Here is a 23,167-nt window from a genome sequence, read left to right as displayed (position 1 = left end):
AGGGTTCGCGATGAAATTCTCTGCCGCACTCGACGTCAACGTCCTGGCCCTCGAGGCCACCGACGAGGTCACCGTTCTGCTGGAGTTGCAGGCCCCCGAAGGTCCGCAGGTCGACCGCGCCCCCACCGCCCTGCAGGTGGTGCTCGATCGCAGCGGTTCGATGTCCGGGCCCCCGCTCGCCGGGGCGCAGAAGGCCCTCGCGGGGGTGGTCGCGCAGCTCGATCCGTCCGACGTGTTCGGGGTCGTCACCTTCGACGACGCCGCTCAGGTGGTCATCCCGGCCGCGCCACTGTCCGACAAAGCCGGCGCCGTCGATCTCATCTCCACGATCACGCCCGGCGGATGCACCGACCTGTCGTCCGGGTACCTGCGTGGCCTGCAGGAACTCCGACGCGGCGCCCGGAAGGCCGGGGTGCGCGGCGGCACGGTGCTGGTGATCTCCGACGGCCACGTCAACGCCGGGATCCGGGACCACGACGAGTTCGCCGGCATCACCGCGAAGGCGGCCGCCGACGGTATCGTCACCTCGACCCTCGGCTACGGCCGCGGCTACGACGAGTCGCTGCTGTCGGTGATCGCAAGGGCGGGCAACGGCAACCACGTGTTCGCCGACGATCCGGACGCCGCCGGCGCAGCGATCGCGGGAGAGGTCGCCGGCTTGCTGGCGAAGTCCGCGCAGGCGGTGACGCTCACTGTGCGGTGGGTGCCGCAGGTGCACGAGGTGTCGCTGTACAACGATCTACCCGCGCACCAGATCGGCGATACCGAGGTGATGATCGAACTCGGCGACCTGTATGCGCTCGAGGCGCGCAAGCTGTTGCTGCGGATGAAGGTCGACGGGCTGGCCGCGCTGGGGTTGGCGCAGGTCGCGGAGCTGGAGCTGCTGTATGTCGAGACCGCGACGCTGACCGAGCACACGGTGTCGCTGCCGATCTCGGTGAACGTGGTGCCCGGTGACGAACTCGGCGAGCGGGTGCCCGATCCGAAGGTGCAGTCGGAGAAGCTGTATCAGGAGGGGCAGGCCGCGAAGCTCGAGGCGTCGCGCGCGTACGAGTCCGGGGATGTTGTTGCCGGCGAGGCCTACCTGCAGGCGTCGCGGGAGCGGTTGCGGTCCGCGGCGCAGATGGCCGGCGAGGAGGATCGGGCGGTGATCGAGGGCGAGATCCGGATGATCGAGGGGCTGTCGGCGAGCGTGCCGGTCGCCGGTGCCGCCTACGCGTCGAAAATGACGCGGGATTCGTACCACAGTGGCAACCGCAAGCGCGGTCGGCGCGAAGAATGACGACGCGCAGCGGCGACGCGGAACTGATGCGGGCAGTCAAGTCTCGGCAGGGAGACTTGACTGCTGCCGACCGGCTACACCACGACCCGATCGACAGGCAGGGCCGGACTGGTGCAGGCCCGGCAGCGCATTCATGCTCGGCAGCACAGCTTTTCGATCGAGTGGCTGCACGGTCACACCGGCCACTCAACGAGGGCGCCGACGGGTTGGCCCGACTCGCATCACGCTGCGCCCTGCACGGCAGCGGGCTCTTCCGCGACGAGTATGTGCGTCGCGCCTTGAGTTCGCCGAAGCGTCACCGCCAAGTTCGGGGAGACGACTTCCGAGGCGTAGCACTCGGGTCCGGAGGAGCACGCTCGCCGAACCTCGGCAAGACCCTGAGAACCGAGCATGCAAAGGTCCCCGCTCCATGAGGAGCGAAGCGCCAGCAAGCGACGGTCCTCATGGCATCGGGTGGTCATGCCTCAGACAATCACCCGCGACGACCTCCTCGCGCGGGGCGAGAGCCGGCCCGCGCGTCGTTCTTTCCGCATGGCCCGCCTGCGCACCGCGATCGCACAACCTGAGTTTCATCGCCACAGCGGTGTACGGATTGATCGAGTAGCGGCGTGAACGTGACGGGTGTCGCACCCCGCCGATATTCTCGCTCCTGCACGATGACCAAGGGACCGGACGCACGAGAGAGGCATCAGCCGATGAGGCGGGTTGCGTAATTGAACACATGGGACACCCCAACAACCAGCTTTGAGGGCCACGGCGCTCGATTCGACGTCGATAGGACCTCGATCGCAAAGGTCAACGGAACCCTCACCGCCGCAGCGTTCGGCACGGGAATTCGTGTTCCGCTGGAGTCTGTGGTTGGGGTTCAGTACAGGGCAGCCACTCGTCTGGTCAATGGCCATCTTCAGGTAGTGGTCGCTGGCGCGAGTCCGACGAAACCGGTAGCTGGCGACCCATTTACCGTGGTCTTCACCAGAAAGAAGCAGCCCGCGTTCGAGCAGTTGCGGGACTGGCTGGTGCACGTCGCCGAGATCAATCGATCTCGCCCCGACGTGATTGTGCCGGACACCAACGCAGCGGCAGCACCGGTCCCGAACAACGCAGAAACCATCACGCCCAGAGGCAGTTCGCTGCGCCCCGATTTCCCCTCGAACTCGCCCAACGTCCCGCAATCTCCGGCAGACCAGCGGCTGAGCAACGCTCGTACCGGCCTGCAGGTCGAACGAGGGCGACGCGTTGCCGACGCCGGGGCGCCACAGGTCTCGAAACCCCGTGAAGCCGCGCGCCTGTCCGTGAAAGACATGGAGGTCGCTGGCGAGAGCTATCAGCCGAAATCCTTCGCACGACTTTTTCACCACGCGGGAAAACCGTTGGGCGGTCAGATCTGGCGGGAGGCCGAACTCGTCGCTGAGCCCAAGAATCCTCACGATCGCCACGCCGTTGCGGTTTACGTCGAAGAACACAAGGTCGGGTACGTTCCGGCGGAGCGCGCATCTGCCGTGCAAGCGCAGGTTCTGCGCGCAAAGAAGGCACGCCAGCGAGCGGTCGTAGACGCGCGGATCTGGGCGACCAACGACCACGATGAATGGTCGGCGCGAGTCACCCTCGACCCCACCGAGGAACGCGAACCAGACTGGGCGTACGTCGACCGACCAAGATGGCCGGGCCGACAAAGCCCCGACGGTAGCGAACGGCTGACCGATGTCGGGTTGTTGCGTCAGATGGAAGAGGCAGACGCAGCAAAGCTCATCAACGGCCGCGACTTCGAGACATACCGCCCCGACGTGGCCCAAGCTCGTGCCGATGGAGACACCGAACGCGCGTTGGCACTACTCGACGCTTGCATCACAGCGGCTGAACATTATGCGGCCGTGTGGTTTTCCTGCCCAGTCTCATGGCCCACCGAGCAAACTGCGATCATCTACCGCTCACTCAAGAACTACGAAGGCGAGGTCGTCGTACTCGAACGCTACTTCCGCGCCGATCCGTCACACGCAGGCACGAAGAGTCTGCGGACCCGGTTGGCTCGGGCCCGTGAACTCGCCGGGCTGCGGGGACCCTCGCCGGCTGTCGCGGTGAATGCAGAACGTGAGCCGGGGAACGATCCGAAGCAGACCGTGCTGGTCGATCCGCTACCGACACGTGAGGTCGTACTCCCCGAGGCGGCCGAACTCGCGCGCGAGAAAGACTACATGGACGTCATCATCGCGATCCTTAACAAGGCTCAAGTACCCAGGGGACAGGCCTATTACACAAAGGCGGTGGTCCGCGAGCTTGACCACCATCCGCGAGGTCGGGGCCGCGTCGCGGTCTATGTCGATCAGCGCCTGGTCGGCGTTGTCGGAGCGTTTGAGTCGGACATCGTCCGCGATGTCATCCGTCGCGATGACCATCCAGGGCATGACGTCGAGATCCGCTGCCGTGTCTACCTGTCCGACGGCTCCACGCCGCACGCCAGGATCACCCTTGGGCCCTACGAACGCGTCGTCGCGCGCGAGGATGAGACCGAGGGAGCAGCGCGAGCACGACAAGACGCCGAAGATCAAGCTCAACTCCGACGTGAACGACTGGCCGCGGGCGGACGCGAAGCCGAGGACCAGAGACGCCGGCTGGTCCGTGGGCAGGATCTCGTCGAATGGGTCGAACCGATCAACGAACTCAAGCGTGCAAACCGGTATGAGGACGCGCTATCCCTCCTACACGAATGCATCGACGCCGCCGAACAAGACGCGCGCTTTCACGGCGACTCGCCTGCTCCCTGGTTCACAGAGCAGGCCGCAATTCTGCATCGCAAGGCCGGGGACATCGCGGCCGAAATCGCCGTTCTCGAGCGATACCAACGGGCATGCCCAGTCGGTGGACGGAGCACCTCGATCGATGAGCGGTTGGTCAAGGCAAAGGCAAGATCCAGATACAACTCGTGACCAGACGGTCACTTCTGAGCCTGGCGCTACTTCGTGGGCGACTACGCGACGACGCCCGAGAACTCATTGAACAACTCAGCTCCATCCGCCAGGGGCGCAGCTGGAACCCCTCGCCAGCAACATTCGGTGCTCGGTCCATCACCTCAGTCCATCGCCGGCGGCACGTTGGGTGAGGAATCCTCCTCCTGCTCCTCCCAGGCCTCCGGATCCTCCGGCTGACCGGCGAACTCGTGGGGAGACTTCCGACGCCAATAGTCGGGATCCTCCGGTTGTCCGGCCGCCGGATTCTCACGCATGTACTCGCCCTCCGTCGCTCAGCACCGGTGCCGTGGTGCGACCACGATGGTATCGACGGCCGGCCACAGGCGCGCCGCGAATGCCGGATATTCGCCGGGCGGTATACATCCGGTCACCCGCTCCCCGACTCCGTTTCTGCGGCTAGGCAGGTCCGACGAGACTCAACCATCACCATCTCGTCGTGCGCGCGCTACGCTCTGCGAGTCAGGGCAGCCCGTAGGAGCGTGAACGATGGCGGAGGGCGTCGAAGACCAGGCGCACCCTCACTCGGTGCGGGTGTCGATGCTCGGTGCCATCGGTCTGGAGATGGACTCCCAGCCAACCGACCTCGGGCCCCGCGGGCAGCGCGCCGTGCTGGCCCGGCTGGTGGCCGCCGGCGGTCACGTGGTGTCCACGGACCGGCTCATCGATGACTTGTGGAATGGTGAGCCGCCGCCCAAGGCGCTGTCGAGTCTGCAGGCGCATATCTCCAATCTGCGGCGCGTCGTCGAACCGGATCGGCCTCCCCGTGCACCCGCCCGCATCCTGGTCAGCGAGCCGCCGGGCTACGCGCTGCGACTGTCGCGCGACAGCGTGGACGTCTGGGAGTTCGAAGATCTCGTCGACGACCCCGGCCCCGACGCGGTCACCCGCCACCAACGACTCACCAAGGCCCTCGGCATGTGGACAGGGGAACCGTACGGCCCATACGCAACCGAGGCATGGGCGATCCCCGAGGTCGCCCGGCTCACCGAGCGGCGGATGACCGCGGTCGAGCAGCGTGCCGCCGCCGCCCTCGACCTGGGTCGGCCCGACGAGGTCGCCGCCGCGCTTCCCGCCCTGTGCGGCCAGTACCCCACCCGGGAGGAACTGTTCCGGCTGCTGGCGCACGCGCAGTATCAGCTGGGCCGGCAGGCCGAGGCGATGGACACGCTGCGCCGCGTGCGCACCTACCTCGCCGACGAACTGGGTGTCGACCCCGGGCCGGCGATCGGACAGCTCGAGCAGGCGATCCTGCGGCACGATCCGGCCCTGCTCACACCGACCAGGTCAGTCGTGGCCCCCACAGTGCCCTCGGCCACCGCCACCCTGAGCGACACCACGGAGGCACCCGACATCGAGCAGGCCGACCGCGAGACCGCGAGTCGCCACCAACCCGCCGGCCGCGAGACCGAGCTGGAGAAGCTCGACGAACACGCCCGCACCGCCGCCGAGACCGGCCTGCGCATCGTATGGGTGACCGCGGAAGCGGGCGGCGGGAAGACCACTCTCGCCCAGACATTCTCCGAGCGCCTCCGGGCACAACGGTGGACGACGGCGGTCGGGCACTGTCCGGAGGTCGACGGGGCGCCATCGGCCTGGGCATGGCGGGAGATCCTCGAATCACTCGGCGCTGCGCACAACGCCGACGATCCGTTCCAGCTGGCGCGGCGCGTGGTCGCAGCGGCCGAGCAGACCACCGGAGAAGGTCTGCTGCTCGTCCTCGACGACGTCCACCGTGCCGACAGCGCGACGCTGCAGGTGTTGCGGCAGGTGGTCACCTGGATGGCGCAGCGTCCGGTACTGGTGGTGGCCACCTACCGGCCGTCGGAAGCCGGGGCCGAACTCCTGGCGTCGGGAGCCTCGCTGGTCGCGGTGACCGTGGATCTGCTTGCATTGCAAGGATTATCGGATGCCGGGATCGAGGACATCGCTCACTCGGTCGGGTTGTGGCCGTTGACCCCGGGCACGCTGGACCTGTTGCGCAGCCGCACCGACGGCAATCCTCTGTTCGTTCGGGAGTTGGCCAAGCTGGTCGCGTCCCGGGGCCCGCAGGAGGCGATGACCTCGGTGCCGGTCGGGATTCGCGACGTGCTGCTGCGCCGCATCGACCGGCTGCCACCGGACACCGCGTCGATGCTGCGGCTGGCCGCGGTGTGCGGGCGTGAGGCGGAGATCGACACCTTGGTGACCTTGTGGCCGACGTCGGATGAAACCGATTCGGACACCGAGGATGTCGTTCTCGACGCGATCGACTCGGCAGTGGTTGCGGGCCTGTTGACGGCCACCGTCGACCGGGTGCGTTTCAACCACGTCCTCGTCCGTGACGCCGTCTACGACGCGATCCCGGCGCTGCGCCGCCGCCGGATGCACTGGCGGACCATGCTGACGCTGCGGGCACGTGCCCGCCACGACCCCGACGAACTCGCCCACCACGCAGCCCTCGGCGCGGGCACCTCGACCGCCGTCGAAGCACTCACACTGGTGGAACCCGTTGCACGCCAACGGTTCGCCTCAGAGTTCAAGGCCGACTCCGTGTCGCTGTGGCAGGCCGGTGTCGACCTCCACCGGATGGCCGGTCACGACCATCCCACCGCCGACGTCGCCGACCGCATCGGCCTCATCGACGCCATGCGGAATCTGGTCACCGCGTTGGCCTACAAGGGCGATGTCAACGAGGCCCGGGCTCGTCGGAACGATGCGCTCGGGTTGGCGCAGGCACTGGGTGACCGCGATGTCATCCTCGATGTGCTCACGTGCTGGCGCACTCCGCACATCTGGACGACCCGACCCCAGGGTGGTGCGGACCCCGTGATGACGTCCGCGGTCTTGGAGATGCTGCCCTCGGTCTCCGGCGCCGCCCGGACGCGGTTGCTCGTGACGGCGGCAATGGAGTTCGAGGGCAACGACCCGGGGTTCGCGATCGCCTGCTCGGGCGAGGCGGTCGATCTGGCCCGGGCCGGAGACGATCTGGAATTGCGGTGCGCGGCGCTCAACGCCCGAGCCTTCACCGCCCTCGGCCCCGACCTACGGTTCGAATTGCCCATCGTCGCAGCGGAATCTCTTCGCGCAGCAGAGGAGTTGGGAAGTCTCGCATATCAGGCGGCCGCCCATTGGGGCATGTTCCAGGCACGCAGCGCCGAGACGGACCTCCCCGGTGCGGTCGCAGCCATGGACCGCGGCCTGCAGACCGCCAGCAGCGGCCGGGTCGGCGAGCTCGTGGTGGTGTTGTCCGCATACAAAGCGGTTCTCGACGTACTGAGCGGCGACCTAGAGGCAGCCGAGATCGCCTATGCCACCTTGTCGGCCAACCTGATTGCGGCCGGCCTGCCGAACGGCGCCGACCTCGGCCTGATCGGGAAACTCGTCGTCGCGTGGCATAGGGGTTCGTTCGCGCATCTCATCGACGAGCTGCTCGCCCTGTACCGGCAGGCACCCGCGCGGGCCGGGTGGGTCTATGTCGTGGGGCTGCTCGATGCAGGGCGTACCGAGGAGGCCCGCGTCATCGCCGAGCTCCGCCCGCCGTCGCATCGCGACTACTACTGGACGGCGATGGAGGCATTCCACGCCCGGGCACTGGCCCGGCTGGGCTTGGTCGAGGAGGGTCGGGAGCTCTATGCGGAGCTGTCCGAGTTCTCCGGCACCGTGGCCGGACTCAACTCGGGCAGTGTGACTTTCGGGCCGATGGATGTCGTGCTCGCGGAACTGGCCGAACTGATCGGCGATCACGAGGCCGCGGCCCGGCACCGGGAGGTCGTCGTCGAGGTGGAGGAGAAGATCCGACGCGGGCTGGCCGAGATAGGGCGGTTGGGGTGAGCGCGGCTGCGTTGCTATCACTACAACCCCAACCGCCGCGCGACGTCCTGCCCACCGACCTCCCGCACGAACTCCGGGTCACCACAGATGACCAGCTGGTCGCGGGCGCGGGACAGGCCGACGTAGAGCCGCTCGGTGGACCGATCCCGCGGCTTGGACTCGTTGAGCGCCAGCACGACGACGCGCCGCTCCAATCCCTTGAACCCCAACACATGTCCGTAGAAGACCTGCTCCTTGTCCCAGAACGTGGCCCAATACGCCTCGTTGCCGTCGTCCTGACGCTCGATCTGTTCGGGGTGACGGCTGCCGGTGGTCAATAGCGCGATGTCCTCGGGCCGCCAGCCCTCCTCGAGGAGCGGGTCGATCTGATCGTCGGCCACGTCGAGCGCGTCCTCGGGACTGCATGCGACGAACCGGACCGCGGGGCCGTCCCCGCCACGCAGTTCCATCCGCTGCCCGACGAGCGGCTTGAACGCGGTCGCGATCTGGCGGGTGTTGCGCAGGTTGTGGTCGAGCACCAGCGGGACGAGCGGCACCGGCGGTGACCCCTGCCGGTCGAAGACGCGTTGCGCCTCGTCACTGAACACGTAGATACCGCCCTCGTCGGGATCGCGCAGGCAGGCGAGCATCGGCCGCCACCATTCGTCGGCGAAGTCCTGCGCCTCGTCGACGACGATGGCGTCGAACCGCTTCCCCAGCGGCAGTCGTTCGGCGAGGTCGAGCATCTGCCGCGGCAGGTCGTGTTCCCAGAACTGCGCTGTCTCCTTCGACCGCTCCAGTTCGCTCGGCCCGGCGGGCGCACCCCACTCGATGCCGAGGGCGTGGAACTCGCCGACGTAGGCCGGGCAGTCGCGGCGGTTCCATGCCGCGGTGAGCCGTTTGAGGTACGACGCCAGGCCGTGTGAGTAGCAGACCAGCGCCACCCGCCGGCCGGCGTGGGCGAGTCGTCGCGCCTGTTCGGTCGCGAGGTAGGTTTTGCCGCTACCCGCGCCACCGCGGATCTCGACGCGGTTCAGCAGGGTGATCGCGCGCAGGATGATCGCCTGGTCGTCGGTGAGCGTGTCGGCGACGCTGTCGTTCTCCAGAGCACGCGCGACGACGTCGCGCTGCGGTAGACCGCGCCCGCTCAGCGCGGTGCGGAGCTGGTCGATGCCCTTGGCGGTGAGGCGCGGCTCGTCGCCGGTCCGCTCCAACGGCACCCGACGGATCAGCGGCAGCAGCTGGTCGAGCTGGGTACGGTCGATGATCTTCCAGCGCGGGCAGTCGGGCAGCGCGAAGTCGCTCGGGATCTCGGTATGGGGCAGCACCACCAGGTGATCCCACCGCAAACGGCCGACCGTCCAGCGGGGGTCGGCCTCCACGAACTCGCGCAGCGCGTAGCAGGCATCGCGTGCCTGGGCCACGGGGTCGATCTGTTTCGGCGGCCGACCGTGCACGGCCTGCAGCCAGGTGGTGCCGTCGTGCCAGACCTCGCCGCCCTTGACCTCGATACTCACGATGCCGGCACCCTCGATGGCGACGAGGAAGTCGATCTCGAAGTCCTTGTCGTGATTGGTGACGCGCTGACCACAGACGACGAGATCCTCGTCGAACAGCTGATCACGCAGCAGAGTCCAGATCAGTTCCTCACTGGTCGTCGCGAACCGCGGGGCGTCCGGGTGAAACTGCGGCATCGTCGCGCTCCTCGTCGTCGGTCTGCTTCGACGGTCGCACATCGCCCCGACATCGCCGGGCGCGTCGGCCGAATGGAGGACTTCCGGACCATTTCCCGACGAGAATTCGGGATTCGTCATGGTTACCCACTACCCTCTCCCGGTGACCACTGCGACGACGCCTCCCACCGGACCCCGGCGACGGGTCCGGTCGTGGGTGTGGGCTGTCGCGTCGGTGCTGGTCGCCGGCGTGGCGTTCGTGTTCGCGGTGCGGACCGCGCTCGGGCAACGGATCGACCAGGCGTTGTTCGACACGTCTCGCAGCGTCGCACCGGCCTCTGAGGTGCCGACGATCCTCGACTATCACGTGGTGTCGAATCCCTCGTTGTGGATCGGCGCGGCGGCAGCGGTGGTCGTGCTCTCCCAGATCCGGTGGGGTCCGCAGCGTGGGCGGTCGACGGCCGGGCGTGCCGGGGTGGCGGCGGTGCTACTGCTGTTTCCGCCGGTGGTCGCGTTGGTCGCCCGGGTTCTGCGCGATGACGTGCTGGTCCGCCCGCAGCTCCACGACTGGATTCCGGAGACCATCAACTCGGCGCCGAGCGGTCACGCGGCCGCGGCGACGGCGTTCGTGGTTGCGTTGATACTCGCCACGCCCACCCGCGTGCGGCCGATGGTCGCGCTGATCGCCGGCAGCTGGCTGGTCGTCATCGAGTTCGGGGTGATCGCCGCCGGATGGCATCGGCCCAGCGACGTGGTGATCTCGACGATCCTGGTCGCCGGCGTGGGCGCGCTGCTGCCCGATCCGCACCGCGGCGAGGTCGGGACGATGCCGTTCACCCGCGTCCTCACGGGCGTCGGGATAGTGATCGCGGGACCCGTCATCGTCGCCATGTACTACCCGGAGCTGTGGCCGGTGACGACGACGGTCGGGATCGCGACGGTCGCCGCGGTCATGCTGGCCGTGTTGCTGCCCGGTGCGGGTACACAGCCTGTTCGGGTGGCGTCGGAGGACCTGCCGGATGCGATGGTGCTGCCCGGCGTGGGTGACCACGGGATGGATCGCGCATCGGTCAGCTGAGACTGCGTCATCGTCACCCGGGGTCTGGTGGCGTGAGGCTTGCCGGCCAAAACGCAGGCCACCTGCCTACCCTGGATGCCATGCACGTCGTCGTCTACGGCGCCGGCGCCGTCGGCGGTGTGGTCGGTGCGGAGCTGTTCCGATCGGGCACGCCGACGACGCTGATCGCTCGTGGTGCTCATCTGCAGGCAATCCGGGACAACGGGCTCGTCCTCGACGCCGCCGACGGCCGACACACCCTGCCGATCCCGGCGGCGGCAAGCGCGGCCGAGATCGACTGGACCGACGACACCGTCGTGCTCCTCTGTGTGAAGTCGCAGCAGACGACCACCGCGCTCGACGACCTGCGCGCCCACGCCCCGCGCACGACGCCGATCGTGTCGGCTCAGAACGGTGTGGTGAACGAGCGGGAGATCCTGCGCCGGTTCCCGAACACCTACGCGATGTGCGTGATGATCATGGCCCTGCATCTCGCACCCGGCGTGGTGATCCAGGGCTCCTCCGCCGTGCCCGGCATCCTCGACGTCGGGCGATTCCCCACCGGTGTCGACGAGGTCACCGACGCCATCGCCGCAACTCTGCGCAGTGCCGGGTTCCTCGCCGAACCGCGCGACGACATCATGGCGTGGAAGTACCGCAAACTCGTCCTGAACGTCGTCAACGGAATCGACGCCTGCTACCGCCCGGATGGTCAGGCCTTCGGTGAGCTGATCCATCGTGCGCGCCGCGAAGCGGAGGCGGCGATCACCGCGGCCGGAATCGAGATGGTCGGCAAGGAGGTAGACCGGGAACGCCGCGACCACCACATGGTGCGCCGCGACACCGGGGAGCACAGCCTCGGCAGCTCCACGTGGCAGAGTCTCCAGCGTGGACTCGACGACGTCGAGATCGACTACCTGGCAGGGGAAATTGTGCTGCTTGGCCGGCTGCACGGCATCCCCACCCCGGTCAATGAGCTGGTGCAGACGGAGACGGCACGGCTCGTGCGTGAACATCTGCCGGCCGGAAGTCTGGACGCCGCAGACGCACTGCGCGTGCTGGATAGGGGCCGACCGGCCTGAGGTCGGTCTTTCGAGCAGCCCGTCGGACCGCGCTCAGGAACGCTCGCGACGAACCAACAGACCGTTGAGCTCGCTCGCCAATCCCCTCGAATCCGCGATCAGCAGTCCCGTCACGCATCACCCATCGTCCACCCACCATCACATCGCGGGGGCGGCGACCAGGACTCGCCCACAGCAGACCGTCGAGAGAATCCGGCGCTCCAGCGCAGACGGCGGCATCAGTGAGAAGCTGTTCGAGGAGCGGGTCCGGGAGGTGGTGGCGGCACTCGACGACATCTCCACCTTCGATCCAGGAAGAGTACGTTCATGATTACAGGCAGCGCGGGATTCGACATCAACGTGTTGCTCAGCGAAGCCGACGGGCCGTCGCAGCGGACCCGGTTCCGACGCGACGGCGACGCCTGGACCTCCGAGGTCCTGCCCAGATGACCACAGCGACCTACCACAACGCGCTCGTGTTGCCGGTGAGCGGCGACCAGCCCTGGTTCTGGGGCTGGTTGTCGGTCGACGACGGCGGCCGGATCTCCGGGATGGGTGAGGGTTCGCCGCCCGCCGATGCCCCGCTGCCGCACCACGATCTGGAAGGTCGTTTTCTGGCACCGGGATTCGTGTCGGCGCACAGCCACATCTACACCGGCGGCATGCGCGGCGTGGCAGCGAGCAGCCCGCTCTACGAATGGGTGTCGCTCAACAGTCAGATGCTGCTCGGCGCCGAGCCCGACGACCTGTACTGGATGACGCTGGCCGGCGGGCTCGATCACCTGTCGTGTGGCATCACGTCGGTGTACAACTTCACCCAGTCGCGTGTGATCGCGATCTTCGACTACGAGCGCTCGGTGCTGCGGCCGGAGCGAGTGCACTCCGCGGAGTTCGTCACCCGTCAGGTCGACGGCCTCGCCGAATCGGGTATCCGGTTCGTCACCAGCGTACGGCTCGACGACGAGCAGCTCCCCGAAAGCGACGCGTTGGCCGGCTTCGACGCAGTGATGCGCCACCTCGACACGGTGCCTGCGGACCAGAATCTGGGTGGTTCGGTGTACGGAGCCGTGCAGACATCGTCCTCGCCGGTGACCGCAGACCGCGAACGCACGCTGATGAACCGCTACGGCATCACCAATCAGGCGCACTTCGTGGAGACCGCCGAGCAGATCGACGTCCAGCAGGCCAAGTTCGACTGGTACGACGCCGCCGGCGTGCTGGGCCCCGATTTCGCGTTCGGCCACTTCGTCCATCCCACCGAGACGATGGTGTCCCGGGTCCGTGAGACCGGTTCATCGGTGGTGTGGCAGCCGATGTCCAACGGACGGCTCGGTTCCGGTATCGCCGACATCCCGCGCCTCCTGCACGACTCGGTGACCGTGGGTATGGGTGTCGACGACCAATCCTGTACGGACGTCTCGGATCCGTTCGAGAACATGCGGACCGGGCTGTTCCTACAGCGCGGGCTGCACAGCGACGCGTCGATTCTGACGCCTGCGACTGTGCTTGCGCTGCACACGATCGGTTCCGCAGCGGCCATCGGCGTCGCCGACCGGGTGGGTTCGCTGGAGGTCGGTAAGTTCGCGGACCTGTTGGTGGTCGATCCGTATGCCCCGCACTCCGGCCCCATCTGGGATCCCGTCGCGACCTACGTGCTGGGTTGCGGGCTGCGGAACCTGCGTGAGGTCATCGTCGGCGGCACCTCGGTATGGAGCCGCAAGGCCGACCATCCGCTGCGCGCGCAAGCGGATCACGAACTCACACAACGCATGATCGCCTCGGCGGCGGCGTCGGGTATTCACCCCGCGTGGCCGCCGTCGGTATCAAAGAAGGGGAAGTAGTGTCCGACGCACCCGTCGTGGCCTCGCCTGCTGAATGCGTCAGCGATCCCGGTCCAACAGTGCATACCCCAGGATGATGAACGCCATCAGCGACGACATCGCCACCAGAAAGCTCGTCCCGGCGACGGCGGTGCCCGACATCGACATCGGCACCACCGCACCGAGCACCGAGATTGCGACCATCAGCAGACACAGGCGGCTGACCAGCCCCCAGACGATGGGCGCGCGCGCCGCGAGCAGGACCAACGCGACATAGCCGAAGGTGTTCACCGACCCGACCATGGCGACCACGACGGGACTGCTGTCCACACCGATCGTCATCGGAATCGCCGACAAGACGATCGTGGAGATTGCGCCGACGAGCCCGAGGCCAGCAATGAGCATTCTGTCGAGGTAGCCCCGATCATGCGTCGGGCCATGAAGCGAACTGTCACCGGGCACCGCACACCTCTTCGCCGAACTCGCCACGCTGCGCGCGGCCGATCATCACCGTTGACGATCGTCTCCTCAATTATCCACCCGACGACGCCGAGGCGTGGCTGTTCCGTGGGAAGAAAGAATCGGAAAGTAGCCGGATTCAGACCGACGATCCGCGGGCACCACATTGCCCGGGGCGTCACCCTTCCTCAGTGTCGACTGAATACTACTGTGGTGCTGCAATATTCATATCCAATGATGCAGTATCGATTCGAAACACCCACCAGCCGTGCATGATTCGGCATGGTCGATGCGGCACGCGCCAGCCATCAGCAGGGCGCAGGCACATTCGATGAGAAAACATACATCCTTCTCAGCCGGTTTTCACATTGGTCAGCGATTCTATACGTGGCCGCAATCACACAGAACGTAACCCGGAAGGTGCACACAATGCTACGAACCGCCCCGCTGAAGGCAATCATCCTCGGCGCCGCGATATCCGGCCTCACCGTGGTGGGTGCCGGAGCCGCAACGGCGGACACCGACATGTCACGCAGCGGGGACGGCACCACCATCAGCGCCACCGCGACCACCACCGGCACCGATTACGGCCGCGGCACGACCCGCTCGGACAATTCTCCCGGGACCGCCGGCGGATTGTCCTGATAGGGGCCTGCCCGAACTGACCGGTCTGGCGCCGCGGCGTACCTGACCAAGGCCGCCGCCCAGGGCGTACCGCACCCCGCTGATCACTCTGGCCCGCAATTTGTTTGCGGCTTCGTTCGTCGACGACGAGCCTCGAACACAGTGGCTGACCGAACTCGACGACCCGCGTAGCCTGAGACCATGAGCGACAGCGGCGGCATACCTCAGGAGTTCGTCCTGCGGACGGACCCCGCGGTGATCGATGACCTCCGGGCGCGCCTCCGCGCGACCCACTGGCCCGAGGGGGCCGATGGGTTCGGCTGGACACTCGGTGTCGACGTCGCGTACCTGCAGGAGCTCGTCGCCTATTGGATCGACGAGTTCGACTGGTATGCACAGGAATCCGCGATCAACCGGCTTCCCCACTTCCTCGTCGAGGTCGGCGGCCTGCACATCCACGCGATGCACGTGAAGTCGGCGAGTCCGGCTCCCGCACTGCCGTTGCTGCTCAACCACGGTTGGCCCGATTCGTTCTGGCGCTATCTCAAGGTCATCGACCTGTTGACCGATCCGGCCGCGCACGGCGCGGACCCCGCCGACGCGTTCGCCGTCGTCGTGCCCGACATGCCGGGGTTCGGGTACTCGGATCGGCCGATCGGCGCACCGCTCGACACGCGGGCCGTCGCCGGGCTGTGGGCCGACCTCATGGGCGCGTTCGGCTACGACCGGTTCGTCACCGCCGGCGGCGACATGGGCAGCCACGTCAGTCGTTTCCTCGCCCTCGACCATCCCGATCGCATCACTGCGGTGCATCGCACCGATGCCGGTGTGCCCGTATTCACCGGCGACCCGGCAGACCTCACCCCCTCCGAGCGCGCCTGGCTGACCGGCGCCGCCCAGTGGGGTGCCGTCGAGGGCGCGTACGCGGCGATGCAGCGCACCAAGCCGCAGACCGCCGCCGTCGGGCTGACCGATTCACCGGCCGGTCTGGCCGCCTGGATCGTCGAGAAACTGCACGGGTGGAGCGACTGCGGCGGCGTCGTCGAACGCGCCTTCACCAAGGACGAGATCCTGACACTGGTCACGCAGTACTGGGTGACCGGCACCATCGGCTCGTCGATGCGGACCTATCACGCGAACGCCGCGATCCCGCTCGAGCAGCATGCGCGCCGCGTCGAGGTGCCGTCCGGGTTCTCGATCTTCGGTGGCGACGTGGTGCGTCCTCCCCGCGCCTGGCTCGAACGCGTGGCCAACACCGTCTACTTCTCCGAACCCGAACGCGGCGGTCATTTCGCACCGTTCGAGGAGCCCGAGCTGTACGCGCAGGAGTTGCGGACCTTCTTCCGGCGCTACCGTCAGGTGTAAGAAAGCGCCAACCAACTCAGGGCTGATGCGACGGCACGCCTCGCCATCCCCAGCGCGGCACCGGCGCTTCGGCCACGACGACGTTCAACACCACGAATCGGACGTCCGCGCGCTACGCTCTGCGAGTCAGGCAGGGGCCCCGAGGAGCGTGACACGATGTCCGAGCGCCGCGATCAGGCGCACCCCGCGTTGGTGCGGGTGTCGATGCTGGGTCCGATCCGTCTGGAGATGGAGTCGCAGCCGGCCGAACTCGGTCCGCGCGGTCAGCGGGCCGTCCTCGCCCGGCTCGTGGCCGCGGGCGGTCACGTGGTGTCCACCGACCGGCTCATCGACGATCTGTGGAATGGCGAACCGCCGCCGAAGGCGCTGACCGGTCTGCAAGCGAATATCTCGAACCTGCGCCGTGTCGTCGAGCCCGATCGTGCGCCGCGCACGCCCGCCCGCATCCTGGTCAGCGAACCACCCGGTTACGCGCTGCGGCTGCCCCGCGACAACGTGGACGTCTGGCATTTCGAGGACCTCGTCGGCGACCCGGGCGCCGACCCGGCCACTCGCCACCGGCGGCTCACCGCTGCCCTTGATCTGTGGTCGGGCGAACCCTATGGAGTGCACGCCACCGATGCGTGGGCGATCCCCGAGGTCGCCCGTTTGACGGAGTTGCGGATGACCGCGCTCGAGCAGCGCGCAGCCGCGGCCCTCGACCTGGGGCGGCCCGACGAGGTCGCGGTCGCATTTCCTGCGCTGTGCGATAGCTACCCGACCCGCGAGGAACTCTTCCGTCTGCTGGCGCACGCGCAGTATCAGCTGCGACGGCAGGCCGACGCGATGGACACGCTGCGCCGGCTGCGGACCTACCTTGCCGACGAGCTCGGCGTCGATCCGGGTCCGGCGATCGGACAGCTCGAGCAGGCCATCCTGCGCCACGATCCGGCGCTGCTGACAAGAACCGACGCGAGGCCGACCGCGATCTCCGTGGTGGCCGAACCGGCCGTCTCGCGCGACACCACGGACGCACCCGAGACAGCGCAGTCCTCCCGCACCATCGTCGCGCGCCGGCAACCGGCCGGCCGTGAGACCGAACTCGAGAAACTCGCCGAGCACGCCGGCACCGCCGCCGAGACCGGACTGCGCATCGTGTGGGTCACCGCGGAGGCCGGCGGCGGCAAGTCCACACTCGCCCAGACGTTTACCGAACGCCTCCGCCTCCAAGGGTGGGCCACGGCGATCGGGCATTGTCCGGAGGTCGACGGCGCGCCGTCGGCGTGGGCGTGGCGAGAGATCCTCGAGGGCCTCGGCGCGGTCCACGACGCCGACGATCCGTTCCAGCTGGCACGCCGTGTGGTCACCGCGGTCGAGCAGACCAGCGGCGACGGCCTGTTGCTCGTCCTCGACGACGTGCATCGCGCGGACAGCGCGACCCTGCAGGTGCTGAGGCAGGTGGTCACCTGGATGTCGGAGCGTCCGATCCTCGTGGTGGCCACCTACCGGCCGTCGGAGGCCGGCACGGAACTGCTCGCGTCCAGTGCGTCGCTCGTGGCGGTGACGGTGGATCTGCTGGCTCTGCAAGGTCTGTCGGATGCCGGGATCGAGGGTATCGCCCGCTCGGTCGGCTTGTGGCCGCTGGACCCTGGCACCCTCGAACTGCTGCGCAACCGCACCGACGGAAACCCGCTCTTCGTACGTGAGTTGGCCAAGCTGGTCGCCTCTCGCGGTTCGCGGGAGGCGACCACATCGGTGCCCGACGGCGTGCGGGACGTCTTGCTGCGCTGCATCGACCGACTCCCCGCGGACACCGCGTCACTGCTGCGGCTGGCCGCGGTGTGCGGGCGCGAGGCCAACATCGACATCCTCGTGACGCTGTGGCCCTCGCCGAATGGAAACGATGCGGACACCGAGGACGCCGTGCTCGATACGATCGACACTGCGGTGGTCGCAGGTCTGCTGACCACCACGGTCGACCAGGTGCGCTTCAACCACGTCCTCGTCCGGGATGCCGTCTACGACGCCATCCCGGCACTGCGCCGACGCCGGATGCATTGGCAGACCATGCTGACCCTGCGCACGCGGTCACTCCACGATCCCGACGAGCTCGCCCACCATGCGGCGCTCGGCGCTGGCACGTCGACCGCCGCGGAGGCCCTCGCTCTGGTGGAACCCGTGGCACACCAGCGTTTTGCCACCGAATTCAAGGCCGACTCCGTGCCGTTGTGGCGGGCGAGTATCAACCTGCACCTGTTGGCCGGCCATGATCGTCGGACTGCCGACGTCGTCGACCGCGTCGCGCTCATCGACGCGATGCGGAATCTGGTCACTGCGCTGGCCTACAAGGGCGACGTCATCGAGGCCCGGGCACGTCGCAACGAGGCACTCGCCTTGGCACAGGAGTTGGGCGACCGCGATGTCATCGTCGACGTGCTCACGTGCTGGCGCACCCCGCAGATCTGGTCGACCCGCCCACAAGGCGGATCCGATCCGATCATGACGACCGCCCTGTCGGAGATGTTGCCGTCCACGTCCGGCGCCGCCCGTGCGCGGTTGCTGGTCACGGCGGCATTGGAACTCGAAGGCAACGACGTCGACGGTGCCGCCGCCTGTTCGCGGGAGGCCGTCGAGCTGGCACAAGAGCTCGACGATCTCGAGTTGCGTTGCGCGGCACTCAATGCCCATTTCTACACCGCCCTCGGACCGGATATGCGCACCGACATGCCGGTGATTTCCGCCGAATCCCTCAGAGCTGCACAGGAGTTGGGTAGTCTCGCCTATCAGGCGGCCGCCCGGTGGGGAACGTTTCAGGCGCGCAACGCCCAGACGGACATACCCGGTGCGGTCGCCGAGATGAATCACGGGCTGCAGACCGCGAGCAGCGGTCGGGTCGGTGAACTGGTGGTCGTGCTGTCCGCGTACAACGCCGTTCTCGACGTGCTGAGCGGTGACCTCGAGGCCGCCGAGATCGGCTACGCCACGCTGTCGGCGAACCTGATCGCGGCCGGCCTCCCGACCGGCGCCGATGTGGGACTGGTCGGAAGACTCGTCATCGCGTGGCATCGGGGGTCGTGCGCGCACCTCCTTGACGAGGCTCTCGCCTTCTACCGACGAGCCCCCGGGAGGGCGAGCTGGGTCTATGTTGTGGCGCTCCTCGACGCGGGCCGAACCGAGGAGGCCCGCATCCTGGCCGAACAACGCCCAGCGTTGAATCGTGATTACTGGTGGACCGCGATGACCGCATTCCACGCCCAGGCCCTGGCCCGCCTGGATATGGTCTCCGACGGCCGCGAACTCTACGCGGAACTCGCCGCATTCTCCGGTACGGTGGCCGGACTCAATTCGGGCAGCGTGACTTTCGGGCCGATGGACGTCGTACTCGCTGAACTGGCCGAGCTGGTCGGCGATCATGAGGCTGCTGCCCGGCACCGGGAGATCGTGGTCGAGGTGGAAGAGAAGGTCCGACGGGGACTGGAGGAGATCGGCCGGGTGGGGTGACAGGTGGGCGCTGTCCCTCGATCCGCCGCCAGGTTGGAGTGCGATCAGTCGTGCTTCGCCTCGTAGCGCAGCAGGACCGTGCCACCCGGGAAGGTGCGGTTCTCCAACAGTCGCAGCGAGATCCAGGACGGCAGGGTCGGGAAGAACGGGGTGCCGCCGCCCACGGCAGTGGGCGCGATGACGATCCGGTATTCGTCGACAAGTCCGGCCTGCACGATCGGCGCGGCCAGCGTCGCGCCGGCCACCTCCAGCTGGCCGTCGGTGTCGGCTTTCAGCTTCGTCACCACCTCGACCGGGTCGCCGCGTTCCAGGCGGGAGTTCCAGTCGACAGACTGCAGGGTGTGCGAGAACACGACCTTGGGCATGTCGCGCCAGATGCGGGCGAAGTCGACGATCAGTGGGGCGGCGTCCGGGTCCTGGTCGGCAGTCGGCCAGTACGCAGACATCAGGTCATAGAGCCGCCGACCGTAGAACGACAGGGCGGTCTCCCGCTCGAAGTCGTTCCAGTACTGGTGCAGTTCTTCGGTCGGATCGGCCCACTCGATGCTGCCTTGTGCATCCGCGATGTAGCCGTCCACCGACACGTTGAAGCCATAGATGAGTTTGCCCATACAGGTCAGACTTCACCTGAAGGCAAAACTAATCGCGACGCCACGAGCTGTTGCCACGTCGTTGCGCGACCTACCGGTATTCCGGATTCTGATAGTCGTAGCGGCAGCCTGCATCCCAGCCCGAGCGGATATTGCCGTACGCCGGGACGCCGCCGGCATCTTTGAGCAGACGGGCAAAATGGATCAGGTTCCAGGTCATGAATGTGGTGTTGCGATTGGTGAAATCGTTCTCCGGGCCGCCCGACCCCGGGTCGAGGTAAGACGGGCCGGGTCCGGCCTCACCGATCCAGCCGGCGTCGGCCTGCGGCGGAATCGTGTAGCCGATGTGCTGCAGCGTGTACAGCACGTTCTGAGCGCAGTGCTTGATGCCGTCCTCGTTGCCGGTGATGAGGCATCCACCCACGCGGCCGTAGTACAGGTATTGTCCGGCGTCATTGAGGAGATGCGATCCGCCGTAGAGCCGTTCGTGCACCATCTTCATCACGGAACTGTTGTCGCCCAACCAGATCGGGCCAGCCAGGACGAGAATGTCCGACGCGAGCACCTTCTCGAAGATCTCGGGCCAGTCGTCGGTCGCGGCGCCGTGTTCGCGCATATCGGGCCAGACGCCGGTGGCGATGTCGTGGTCGGCGGCCCGTATGACCTCCACGTCGACGCCATTGGTGGCCATGATGTGCGTGCTGATATCGATCAGGCCCTGGGTGTGGCTCAACTCGGGCGACGGCTTCAGAGTGCAGTTGATGAATAGCGCCCGCAGGTCGCTGTAGTCGGCGGGCGGTTTCGGCTCGGACATACGCTCAGTGTCCCGCTCGGGGGCGCGCGACATGCCGGTCTTCGGACAAGCCCTGCCCGAATGGGCAGCGGCCACCCCCACCGCTGGTCGAGTAGCCGCGCGAGCCCGCGAGCCCGGCATATCGAGACCACCCCCACCGCCGATCGAGTAGCCGCGCGAGCCCGCGAGCCCGGCATATCGAGGCCACGCCTGGAACGGATTTCGTCGTCACTACGCGAACCGCACCGGTCACGACCCCTACGCCAGCATCTCCCGAATATCCTCGGCATTCAACGCGGTACCGAACAGCTCACCGTCGTCGACGACCGCGTCGAACAACGCCCGCTTGCGGTCCTGTAGACGCACCACCCGTTCTTCGATGGTGTCCGCGGACACCAGCCGATAGACGTTGACCGGGCGCTGCTGCCCGATGCGATGCGCCCGGTCGACGGCCTGCGCTTCGGCGGCCGGGTTCCACCATGGATCGCACACGAAGCAGTAGTCGGCCTCGGTGAGGTTGAGCCCGAATCCGCCGGCCTTGAGACTGATCAGGAACACCTGGGTAGCGCCGGAGGTGAACCGTCGGATCGCCGCGTCGCGCTGTTTCGCCGACATCGACCCGTCGAGATAGCTGTACGGGATACCCGCCGCGTCGAGGTGGGCCCGCACGATGTCGAGGAACCCGGTGAACTGGCTGAACACCAACGAACTGTGCCCCTCGTCCACCAGCGCGGGCAGCTGCTCGGCCAGATAATCCACCTTCGCCGAGTTCACCGCGTTGTGCGACGAATCCACCAACGCCGCATGCAAACTCAACTGCCGCAACATACTCAACGACCGGAACACCTGGAAACGGTTCTTCTCCCAATCCCCCAACAAGCCGAGCACCTTCTGCCGCTCCCGGGCCAGGCGGGTGTCGTAGATCTTGCGGTGCTTCGACGACAGATCCAGCACCATCGCCTGCTCCTGCTTCGGCGGCAGATCGACGGCCACCTGCTGTTTGGTGCGCCGCAGCATCACCGGCTTGATCCGCCGGCGCAGCGTGGCCAGCCGATCCGGAGCCGCCCCGGACTCGATGGGCTTGCGGAAGTAGTCGGTGAACGCGGTCGGCGACGCGAACAGACCGGGCGCGGTCACCGACAACAGCGACCACAACTCCATCAGATTGTTCTCCATCGGCGTGCCGGTGATGGCCAGCTTGAACGGCGCATCCAGGCGCCGCGCGCACTGGTGGGTCTTGCCCGTGTGGTTCTTGATGAACTGCGCCTCGTCGAAGATCGCGCCGTCCCACCGGAACTTCTCGAAGTCGTCGAACAGCAGTCGCAACAGCGTGTAGGAGGTGACCACGATGTGCGCGCCCTCGACCTGCTCGGCGACCGAGAGACCGGACTTGGCCTCGGTCGCGGTGATCGCCGCGACCCGCAACCCGGGCACGAACGTGCCGCACTCGGCCACCCAGTTCGGCACCACGCTGGTGGGTGCCACCACCAGGAATCGGGTGTCGCGGTTGGCGTCGACGGCCCGCGCCACCAGCGCCAGGGTCTGCACCGTCTTCCCCAACCCCATGTCGTCGGCGAGGATCCCGCCGAGCCCGTTCTTCCACAGAAACGTCAACCAGTTCAGACCGTCATGCTGATAGTCACGCAAGTCCGCCTTGAGCCGCCGTGAGGGTTTCACAGGCCGCGGCGGGGTGGCTGTGGCCAACCGCGCCATGCGTGTGCGCCACTGTGCCAGCTGTCTGTCGACCACACCGAGGGCGAGCAGTTCCTCCCAGAAGGTGGCGTTGAGGCTGTGCGTGCTGACCCGGCCGGAGTCGATCTCACCGAGTGAGCGGGCCTCGGCCAGCAGGTCGGCGAGCTTACGTAGCTCCGGGGTGTCCAGCGCGAAATACTCGTTGTTCGGCAGGAGCATATGGGTCGCGCCGGAAGATAGTTCAGCAATCAGGTCGGCGATCGGTACGTGAACATCACCGACGGTGACGGTGACCGCGAGCCCGAACCAGTCATTGCCGGCCTCCTCGTCGGCCGAGCTGAACGCGATCTCCGGATCGAACTCGGCAGGCCGGAACTCGTCCGCGCACTGATAGTCGACGCGGATGTCGGGATGTTCGCGTAGGTCGGGTAGGAACTCACCGCAGATCACGGCTGTCTCCGGCAGGGACAGACTGATGGTCTGGCGCAGTGCCGTGAAGGTCGCGGCGGCCACCGC

General features: G+C 67.3%; 17 protein-coding genes. 11 read left to right on the top strand and 6 right to left on the bottom strand.

What is annotated here, in order from left to right; genetic code table 11:
- Positions 1-10: 10 nt before the first annotated feature.
- The gene (locus GORHZ_RS28225; RefSeq protein ID WP_006339344.1) at positions 11-1,282 is read left to right on the top strand and encodes a vWA domain-containing protein; all 1,272 of its coding nucleotides are present in this window, start codon (positions 11-13) and stop codon (positions 1,280-1,282) included.
- A gap of 713 nt (positions 1,283-1,995) precedes the next feature.
- Positions 1,996-4,206: an HIRAN domain-containing protein gene (locus tag GORHZ_RS28220; protein ID WP_006339343.1), complete on the top strand. Its 2,211-nt coding sequence runs from the start codon at positions 1,996-1,998 to the stop codon at positions 4,204-4,206.
- A gap of 143 nt (positions 4,207-4,349) precedes the next feature.
- On the opposite strand, the gene GORHZ_RS31170 is transcribed toward GORHZ_RS28220, so the two are convergent.
- On the bottom strand, positions 4,350-4,502 hold the full coding sequence (locus GORHZ_RS31170; RefSeq protein WP_006339342.1) for a hypothetical protein: 153 nt from the start codon (positions 4,500-4,502) through the stop codon (positions 4,350-4,352).
- A gap of 232 nt (positions 4,503-4,734) precedes the next feature.
- Here GORHZ_RS31170 and GORHZ_RS28215 point away from each other — a divergent pair, with 232 nt between their 5' ends.
- Positions 4,735-8,058, top strand: a complete 3,324-nt coding sequence (locus GORHZ_RS28215; RefSeq protein ID WP_006339341.1) for an ATP-binding protein — start codon at positions 4,735-4,737, stop codon at positions 8,056-8,058.
- A 20-nt stretch (positions 8,059-8,078) separates the two neighbouring features.
- On the opposite strand, the gene GORHZ_RS28210 is transcribed toward GORHZ_RS28215, so the two are convergent.
- Complete coding sequence (locus GORHZ_RS28210) at positions 8,079-9,731, bottom strand: nuclease-related domain-containing DEAD/DEAH box helicase (protein WP_006339340.1); 1,653 nt, start codon at positions 9,729-9,731, stop codon at positions 8,079-8,081.
- A 142-nt stretch (positions 9,732-9,873) separates the two neighbouring features.
- Between GORHZ_RS28210 and GORHZ_RS28205 the strand changes: the two genes are divergently transcribed.
- The 5 genes from GORHZ_RS28205 to GORHZ_RS28190 all read left to right on the top strand — a co-directional run bounded on the left by GORHZ_RS28205 (position 9,874) and on the right by GORHZ_RS28190 (position 13,669).
- The gene (locus GORHZ_RS28205; RefSeq protein WP_157205393.1) at positions 9,874-10,788 is read left to right on the top strand and encodes a phosphatase PAP2 family protein; all 915 of its coding nucleotides are present in this window, start codon (positions 9,874-9,876) and stop codon (positions 10,786-10,788) included.
- 80 nt (positions 10,789-10,868) lie between these two features.
- Positions 10,869-11,849 carry a ketopantoate reductase family protein gene (locus GORHZ_RS28200; protein WP_006339338.1) on the top strand — a complete coding sequence of 327 codons (981 nt, stop codon included), beginning with the start codon at positions 10,869-10,871 and terminating at the stop codon, positions 11,847-11,849.
- A gap of 64 nt (positions 11,850-11,913) precedes the next feature.
- A complete protein-coding gene (locus GORHZ_RS32045; RefSeq protein WP_040533934.1) occupies positions 11,914-12,159 on the top strand; it encodes a hypothetical protein in 246 nt (81 codons plus the stop codon).
- Positions 12,156-12,278, top strand: coding sequence for a hypothetical protein (locus GORHZ_RS32040; RefSeq protein WP_280986662.1), 123 nt, complete (start codon positions 12,156-12,158; stop codon positions 12,276-12,278). Before GORHZ_RS32045 ends, GORHZ_RS32040 begins: the two co-directional genes overlap by 4 nt.
- On the top strand, positions 12,275-13,669 hold the full coding sequence (locus GORHZ_RS28190) for an amidohydrolase family protein (protein ID WP_006339337.1): 1,395 nt from the start codon (positions 12,275-12,277) through the stop codon (positions 13,667-13,669). Before GORHZ_RS32040 ends, GORHZ_RS28190 begins: the two co-directional genes overlap by 4 nt.
- 39 nt (positions 13,670-13,708) lie before the next feature.
- On the opposite strand, the gene GORHZ_RS28185 is transcribed toward GORHZ_RS28190, so the two are convergent.
- Positions 13,709-14,053: a hypothetical protein gene (locus GORHZ_RS28185; RefSeq protein WP_040533933.1), complete on the bottom strand. Its 345-nt coding sequence runs from the start codon at positions 14,051-14,053 to the stop codon at positions 13,709-13,711.
- A gap of 483 nt (positions 14,054-14,536) precedes the next feature.
- Between GORHZ_RS28185 and GORHZ_RS31160 the strand changes: the two genes are divergently transcribed.
- The 3 genes from GORHZ_RS31160 to GORHZ_RS28170 all read left to right on the top strand — a co-directional run bounded on the left by GORHZ_RS31160 (position 14,537) and on the right by GORHZ_RS28170 (position 19,576).
- Entirely contained in the window at positions 14,537-14,752 is a 216-nt protein-coding gene (locus GORHZ_RS31160) for a hypothetical protein (RefSeq protein WP_157205392.1), read from the top strand.
- Positions 14,753-14,932: 180 nt separating this feature from the next.
- Positions 14,933-16,096 carry an epoxide hydrolase family protein gene (locus tag GORHZ_RS28175; RefSeq protein WP_006339334.1) on the top strand — a complete coding sequence of 388 codons (1,164 nt, stop codon included), beginning with the start codon at positions 14,933-14,935 and terminating at the stop codon, positions 16,094-16,096.
- 156 nt (positions 16,097-16,252) lie between these two features.
- Positions 16,253-19,576 carry an ATP-binding protein gene (locus GORHZ_RS28170; RefSeq protein WP_006339333.1) on the top strand — a complete coding sequence of 1,108 codons (3,324 nt, stop codon included), beginning with the start codon at positions 16,253-16,255 and terminating at the stop codon, positions 19,574-19,576.
- Between the two features lie 44 nt (positions 19,577-19,620).
- Here the strand turns inward: GORHZ_RS28170 and GORHZ_RS28165 are convergent, their stop codons facing one another.
- The 3 genes from GORHZ_RS28165 to GORHZ_RS28155 form a co-directional block, all read right to left on the bottom strand.
- On the bottom strand, positions 19,621-20,187 hold the full coding sequence (locus tag GORHZ_RS28165) for a dihydrofolate reductase family protein (protein WP_006339332.1): 567 nt from the start codon (positions 20,185-20,187) through the stop codon (positions 19,621-19,623).
- Between the two features lie 70 nt (positions 20,188-20,257).
- Entirely contained in the window at positions 20,258-20,980 is a 723-nt protein-coding gene (locus GORHZ_RS28160) for a flavodoxin family protein (protein WP_040533930.1), read from the bottom strand.
- Between the two features lie 237 nt (positions 20,981-21,217).
- The coding region (locus GORHZ_RS28155) for a DEAD/DEAH box helicase (protein WP_006339330.1) at positions 21,218-23,167 on the bottom strand (1,950 nt) is incomplete at its 5' end.

Source organism: Gordonia rhizosphera NBRC 16068, from assembly GCF_000298195.1.
Classification (GTDB): Bacteria; Actinomycetota; Actinomycetes; order Mycobacteriales; family Mycobacteriaceae; genus Gordonia; species Gordonia rhizosphera.
This window is presented reverse-complemented; position numbering and strand designations above follow the sequence as displayed.

What these genes read in the sequence shown, in the direction of transcription:
- GORHZ_RS28170 (WP_006339333.1), top strand. Translation starts at nt 16,253, where the DNA reads ATGTCCGAGCGCCGCGATCAGGCGCACCCCGCGTTGGTGCGGGTGTCG.
- GORHZ_RS28225 (WP_006339344.1), top strand. Translation starts at nt 11, where the DNA reads ATGAAATTCTCTGCCGCACTCGACGTCAACGTCCTGGCCCTCGAGGCC.
- GORHZ_RS28175 (WP_006339334.1), top strand. Translation starts at nt 14,933, where the DNA reads ATGAGCGACAGCGGCGGCATACCTCAGGAGTTCGTCCTGCGGACGGAC.
- GORHZ_RS28200 (WP_006339338.1), top strand. Translation starts at nt 10,869, where the DNA reads ATGCACGTCGTCGTCTACGGCGCCGGCGCCGTCGGCGGTGTGGTCGGT.
- GORHZ_RS31160 (WP_157205392.1), top strand. Translation starts at nt 14,537, where the DNA reads ATGCTACGAACCGCCCCGCTGAAGGCAATCATCCTCGGCGCCGCGATA.
- GORHZ_RS28165 (WP_006339332.1), bottom strand. Translation starts at nt 20,187, where the DNA reads ATGGGCAAACTCATCTATGGCTTCAACGTGTCGGTGGACGGCTACATC.
- GORHZ_RS32040 (WP_280986662.1), top strand. Translation starts at nt 12,156, where the DNA reads ATGATTACAGGCAGCGCGGGATTCGACATCAACGTGTTGCTCAGCGAA.
- GORHZ_RS28215 (WP_006339341.1), top strand. Translation starts at nt 4,735, where the DNA reads ATGGCGGAGGGCGTCGAAGACCAGGCGCACCCTCACTCGGTGCGGGTG.
- GORHZ_RS28160 (WP_040533930.1), bottom strand. Translation starts at nt 20,980, where the DNA reads ATGTCCGAGCCGAAACCGCCCGCCGACTACAGCGACCTGCGGGCGCTA.
- GORHZ_RS28190 (WP_006339337.1), top strand. Translation starts at nt 12,275, where the DNA reads ATGACCACAGCGACCTACCACAACGCGCTCGTGTTGCCGGTGAGCGGC.
- GORHZ_RS28185 (WP_040533933.1), bottom strand. Translation starts at nt 14,053, where the DNA reads ATGCTCATTGCTGGCCTCGGGCTCGTCGGCGCAATCTCCACGATCGTC.
- GORHZ_RS28210 (WP_006339340.1), bottom strand. Translation starts at nt 9,731, where the DNA reads ATGCCGCAGTTTCACCCGGACGCCCCGCGGTTCGCGACGACCAGTGAG.
- GORHZ_RS31170 (WP_006339342.1), bottom strand. Translation starts at nt 4,502, where the DNA reads ATGCGTGAGAATCCGGCGGCCGGACAACCGGAGGATCCCGACTATTGG.